Consider the following 5,831-nt stretch of genomic DNA (forward strand, 5'->3'; position numbering starts at 1 on the left):
GTATCATGGCATAGAGAGTATTTCGCGTCGAAGGGGAAGAAGCACCATGCCCGAGAATCAGAGCAAGCCCACCACGGTACAGCCCGCCCAGAGTGAGGAGCGTCCTCAGATTCTGGTCATTACCGGTATTTCTGGTGCAGGCCGCAGCACTGTCGCAAATGTGCTGGAGGATGAGGGCTGGTACGTTATCGACAACATCCCGCCGCAGATGCTCGGTTCCCTGGCTGAACTGGTGACCCGCGACGGTGCACGAGTGCCGAAGGTGGCGCTCGGTATTGACGTTCGCGCCCGCGCGCTGTTCTCCGATTTGCCCGCAGCGATTGAGACTCTGCGCAAGTCCGATATTGACTTCTCCATGCTCTTCCTTGACGCCAAGGACGAGACCATCATTGCCCGCTACGAGGCTCAGCGCCGCCCGCACCCGCTGCAGGGCGAGGGTCGCGTCCTCGACGGCATCCGCGCTGAGCGTACTCTCTTTGAGGGCCTGCGTCTCGCTTCTGACCGCACCATTGACACCACCGGCATGAACGTTCACGAGCTGGCTCGTACCGTGCGTGAAATGTTCGCTGAGGGTGCGGATAAGAAGCTGAACCTGACCGTGATGAGCTTTGGCTTCAAGTACGGTGCACCTTCGGACGCCAACTACATGGCTGATATGCGTTTCATTCCGAACCCGCACTGGGTTCCGGAGCTGCGCCCCCTGACCGGTCAGGACGCCCCGGTGCGTGATTACGTGCTGGAGCACGCCGGCACCGAGGAGTTCATCAGCAACTACCTTGCGGCTCTTCGCCCCGTGCTTGAGGGCTACCGCCGTGAGGGTAAGTACTACGCCACCATCGCAATTGGCTGCACCGGTGGTAAGCACCGTTCCGTGGCTGTGACGGAGGAACTGGCTCGTCGTCTCTCTGCTTTCGGTGAGCTGAACGTGAATGTTCAGCACCGTGACAAGGGCCGCGAGTAAGTTTTTCCCGGCGCGTCCCAACCACCGCGTCGTGTTTCATTAGCCGCCGTCCGGCCCCGCACACCGTGGGGCCGGCATACCATTCCTTCCGGGTATGTGAGGTATTACTATGTCTACCCATTCGACCAGTTATGACACTCAGGGTATTCCGCGCCTGCCGGCTCTGCCGACTCAGGCTTTGCGCTTGTTGAAGACCACGCACCGTTCGCCGAAGGTTACGGCGATGGGCGGCGGCCACGGGCTGTACGGTTCCCTGTCTGCGTTGCGCCACGTCACGCCTGATTTGACGGCTGTTGTGACGGTTGCTGACGATGGCGGTTCGTCGGGTCGTTTGCGTGAGGAGATGGGTATTCTCCCTCCGGGTGATTTGCGTATGGCGCTTTCTGCGCTGTGTGATGACACCGATTGGGGTCGCACGTGGCGTGATGTGATGCAGCATCGTTTTAGCGCACCCGAGGGTTATGAGGGTGAGTTCCCGCTGGATTATCACGCGCTCGGTAACCTGCTGATTGCTACTCTCTGGCAGCTGCTGGATGACCCGGTTGCGGGTCTGGACTGGGCGGGTGCGCTGCTGAATGCGCGCGGCCGCGTGCTGCCGATGGCGCTGGATCCGATGGTCATTTACGGCACCGTGTTGCGTGAGCATAACGGCGGCGGTATTGAGCGTGTGAAGGTGGTCGGCCAGGTGAACCTCTCGAAGGAGGAGCGGGTTCACGATATTGGTCTATCTCCCGCAAATGCGCGTCCTTGCCCGGAGGCGCTCTCCGCTATTGAGGAGTCCGACTGGATTGTTTTGGGTCCGGGTTCGTGGCGTACGTCGGTTCTGCCGCATCTGCTGTTGGACGCTCAGCGTGAGGCGATTATCCGCACGGAGGCGCGCCGCTGCGTGGTCATGAACCTCTCCGACGATAAGGAGACGGTCGGCTTCACCCCGGCAACGCACCTGGATTTGTTGCGCCAGTACGCCCCGAAGCTTCACCTTGACGCGGTGATTGCTGACGCTGACATGCAGGCTGATCACCGTTCCGAGCTGGAGCGTGAGGCTTCTGCGATGGGTGCGAAGGTTGTGTGGGCGCATCTGCGTTCGAGCTCCCAGCCGAATGTGCACGACCCGCTGAAGCTTGCGGCTGCGTATAACGAAGCGTTTGAGCTGAGCTCCTAGAATCACCGTTGCGGCTGCTATTTTGGTGTGCCCATTTCCCGAAGTTATAGACTCTTAGACACTACGCCCAGAAGGACCTGTTCATGGCATTAACCACGCTCGTCAAGGACGAACTCGCCAACTACGAGGCAACGAAAGTCTCTGCTCGTAAGGCAGAAATCTCTACGATTCTGCGTTTTACCGGAGGCCTGCACATTGTCTCGGGGCGAATCGTGGTGGAGTCTGAGGTCGACCACGAAGCAACCGCCCACCGCATGCGCCGCACCATCGCGGAGATTTACGGCCACGACTCTGAGCTGACCAGCGTCAGCGGTGGTGGCCTGCGTCGAGGCGGCCGCTACATTGTGCGTGTGGATCACGGCGGTGAGGCGCTGGCTCGCCAGACCGGTCTGCTGGATTTGCGTGGCCGCCCGGTGCGTGGTCTGCCGCCGGCTGTGGTGAACGGCTCCCTGCAGGACGCCGAGGCGGTCATGCGCGGTGCGTTCTTGGCGCACGGTTCGCTGACTGAGCCGGGTCGCTCCTCCTCCCTGGAAATTACCTGCCCCGGTCCGGAGGCGGCGCTCGCGCTGGTGGGTGCGGCTCGTCGCCTGGACATTATTGCGAAGGCACGCGAGGTGCGCGGCACGGACCGTGTGGTGGTGCGTGACGGCGAGACGATTTCGCAGCTGTTGGAGCGTATGGGCGCGACCGGCACCCTGACCACGTGGCGTGAGGCGCGTACCCGCAAGGAGGTTCGTGCGACCGCGAACCGTCTGGCGAATTTTGATGATGCGAACCTGCGCCGTAGCGCTCAGGCGGCTGTTGCGGCGAGCGCTCGCGTGGAGCGTGCCCTGCAGATTCTGGGTCATGAGGCGCCGGATCATCTGCGCTATGCCGGTGAGCTACGTGTGTTGCATAAGCATGCGTCGTTGGATGAGCTGGGTCGTCTGGCTGATCCGCCGATGACGAAGGACGCGATTGCGGGCCGTATTCGTCGCCTGCTGGTGATGGCTGATAAGCGTGCTTCGGAGCTGGGCGTTCCGGGTACTGAGTTGCCGCGTGAGGACTAAGCGAGGGCTAGATTCTGGTCTGTGCGGCGCGGTCTGCGCGTGTGGCGGTGCTTGTGTCTGGGCATGTGGCTGAGGTGTTTGTGACGGTTTTATGACAAACCGAAACCCGCCGTTTTTGAACAAAAACCGCATATTTTTCAAAAATGAGCCTGTGGATAGCTTCTTTCTCGTTGTTCGAGGGGAGTTATCCACAGGTTCTTTGTTCGCGCTCGTGCGTTCGCGCGCGTGAGCCTAGGGTAGGGGTATGACGAGCATGACCCCCAACCCCGACCAGAACGCTGTACAGAGCCCTGCGCAGGACAGCGCAGCCCAGCCTGGCAACACAACCCAGCAGGGCGGCGCGCAGCGTAGCGCCCGCTCCCTGATGAACAGCCTCTACCGCAGCCCCCGCGCCCGCAAGAACGGTGCGCCGGATGCCGAGGACACCGTGCCGCTGGCTATTGCCGCTGAGGTAACGCCCGCGGAGGTAGCTGCCGAAGAAGCTGAGGCACCGCAGCCTGAATTTTCGCTGCCTAATTCTTCTCAGCCCGGCACCGCACAGCCCAGGGCGAGCCAGCCCGTACCTACCGGCGACCCTGTACCTACCAGCAAGCCCACGGCATCCCAGCCGGAGTCGAATGGTTGGGCTGACTGGGATCAGCAGCCCGATTGGAACGAGGTGGACGACTGGGCGGAGTGGGAGCAGGCCGATCAGCCCGGCACCACCCGCAGTGCCCGTTGGGGCTTGTCGCCGCGCGTGCTGCTTCTGGTGGCGGTGTTGGCGTTGGTTGCCGTGGTGTGGGGTGTGACCCAGTTTTCGGCGGCGCCGCGTGCCGAGCAGGTCGCCTCCCCGGGCGCTTCTGCCGAGTCGGTGCAGGCGGTGGGTGCCCAGCAGAGCCCCGGAACTCAACCCGGCACCCAGTCCGCTACTCAATCTACTGCCCAGCCGGGCGCTCATCCGAGTGAATCCGCGCAGGGTGGTGGCGCCTCCGGTGAGGCTACCGTGCGGGTACACGTGGCGGGTGCCGTGAACAACCCCGGCGTGTACACGCTGCCCGCGCAGGGTCGTGCCGTGGATGCGATTGCCGCCGCCTCCGGTGCCGCAGCGGATGCTGACCTGGACCGCGTGAACCTTGCCGGTGCGCTCAGTGACGGGGTGCAGATTTATGTGCCGCATCGTGGTGAGACGGCTGCTCCGGCGCAGATTCAGCCCAACGGTGGCACGGCGAATGCGGGTCAGGGTAACGCGGCGAATGGTGCATCGCAGAACGGCGCTTCGCAGGGTGGCACTCAGCCTCATCCTGCACGCACGCTAACTCCTGCAGGCAGCGCGCAGAAGGGCTCAACCCCGGTGAACATTAACACCGCCACCGCTGAGGAGCTACAGACCCTGCCGCGTATTGGTCCGGCAATGGCTCAGCGCATTATTGCCTGGCGTGAGGCGCACGGCGGTTTCCATAGCGTGGATGAGTTGGATGCGGTGCCCGGCATTGGTCCGTCGATGCTGGAGAATTTGCGCCCGCTGGTGACGGTCTAATGCCCCGGCAGAACCGCAGGCCGAGCCGTTTGCAGAACCGCCAGCACGCAGGGGAGCGGGAACTCTTTCCCGGTTCCTTGCGCCTCACCCGGTCTGCGGCTACGGCATATGACCGTGTCCGCTACCGCTGGAGCATCGGCGCTGAGCGGTGGCGTACCCGCCGTGATGAGCAGGAGCTGCGCGCCCAGGGAAGCCTCATTCACCTGGACTTTCGCCTGAGTTTCACGGTGCTGGCGCTGTGGGCTTTTACCGCGGCGGCGCTGACCGTGGGCACGTGGCGGGTGGTGCATCCGCTGGCGTGTGTGCTCATTGCCCTGCTGGGGTGCCTGGCGATTCTGCTGTTCTTTCCACCGCGTGCGGTGATGCCCTACAGCCTGCTCTTTCGCACGACCGGTCAGCTGGTTTTTCTGGCGTGTATTGTCACGGTTCAGGCGGTGCTTTTGTGCGCTACGGGGGTGGATGCATCCCGCGCCACCCTGCAGCAGGCACAGGGTGCTTCGCTTCGTTTGAATGGCACGGTGGAGCAGGTTCGCCGCGTGGATCCGCGCACTACTCTGGTGGTTATTAAGCTGGAGGAAATTCAGGGGCGGAGCGTGCGTGCGTTGGTGAATGAGCGGGTGCGCGTGTATCGGCGTGACGGTTCGGCAAAGAGCGCCGCGCAGCGTCTGGAGGTAAGTTCGGCGGCGGGCTCGGCGGCTCAGCAACAGGGGAGCGGCACCGCGCGCTCGCAGGTGATTTATCCGGGCATGAAGGTGACCGCCCTCGGCACAGTGGAGTTTAACGGTTCCACGGCGAAGCTGAGCGGCGCAACTATTTTTCCTGCGCCTGCCGACGGCGCCGGGTCGAACGCTACCGCCCAGACGGCGGCGGAGCCGTACCTGTCCACGCTCAAGGAGCAGCTGCGTACCCGCGCCCTGGAGACCCTCGGCACGGAGTCGGCGGCACTGGTTTTGGGTACCGCCTACGGGGATGATTCGCTGATGAGTTCCACCGCGCGGGAGGAGTATAAGCTCAGCGGGCTCAGCCATATTACAGCGGTGTCCGGGGCGAATATTGCCATTGTGTTTTTGGGTGCGTACCGGCTGGTGCTGGCGGTTCGCCCGTACCACCTCGCCAGCGCATACCTGCTGCTTCGTTCCTGGA

5 protein-coding genes are annotated in these 5,831 nt (G+C 63.0%); all 5 read left to right on the top strand.

All coding sequences use genetic code 11. The features are described from left to right. Positions 1-46: 46 nt before the first annotated feature. Positions 47-961 (top strand): RNase adapter RapZ, encoded by a 915-nt coding sequence (gene rapZ, locus HXO69_RS08515; protein WP_296546511.1) that lies wholly within the window; start codon positions 47-49, stop codon positions 959-961. Positions 962-1,070: 109 nt separating this feature from the next. Then, positions 1,071-2,123: a uridine diphosphate-N-acetylglucosamine-binding protein YvcK gene (gene yvcK / locus HXO69_RS08520; RefSeq protein ID WP_049345462.1), complete on the top strand. Its 1,053-nt coding sequence runs from the start codon at positions 1,071-1,073 to the stop codon at positions 2,121-2,123. Between the two features lie 83 nt (positions 2,124-2,206). Further along, positions 2,207-3,172, top strand: coding sequence for a DNA-binding protein WhiA (gene whiA, locus HXO69_RS08525; RefSeq protein WP_005505961.1), 966 nt, complete (start codon positions 2,207-2,209; stop codon positions 3,170-3,172). A 244-nt stretch (positions 3,173-3,416) separates the two neighbouring features. Continuing rightward, positions 3,417-4,688 (top strand): ComEA family DNA-binding protein, encoded by a 1,272-nt coding sequence (locus HXO69_RS08530; protein WP_070643397.1) that lies wholly within the window; start codon positions 3,417-3,419, stop codon positions 4,686-4,688. Next, on the top strand, positions 4,688-5,831 hold a 1,144-nt coding region (locus HXO69_RS08535), incomplete at its 3' end, for a ComEC/Rec2 family competence protein (protein WP_296546515.1). The genes HXO69_RS08530 and HXO69_RS08535, both read left to right, overlap by 1 nt.

Source organism: Rothia sp. (in: high G+C Gram-positive bacteria) (assembly GCF_015265375.1).
In the GTDB taxonomy this organism is placed as follows: domain Bacteria; phylum Actinomycetota; class Actinomycetes; order Actinomycetales; family Micrococcaceae; genus Rothia.

Coding starts and splice junctions, on each gene's coding strand:
- rapZ (WP_296546511.1), top strand. CDS start 47: ATGCCCGAGAATCAGAGCAAGCCCACCACGGTACAGCCCGCCCAGAGT.
- yvcK (WP_049345462.1), top strand. CDS start 1,071: ATGTCTACCCATTCGACCAGTTATGACACTCAGGGTATTCCGCGCCTG.
- whiA (WP_005505961.1), top strand. CDS start 2,207: ATGGCATTAACCACGCTCGTCAAGGACGAACTCGCCAACTACGAGGCA.
- HXO69_RS08530 (WP_070643397.1), top strand. CDS start 3,417: ATGACGAGCATGACCCCCAACCCCGACCAGAACGCTGTACAGAGCCCT.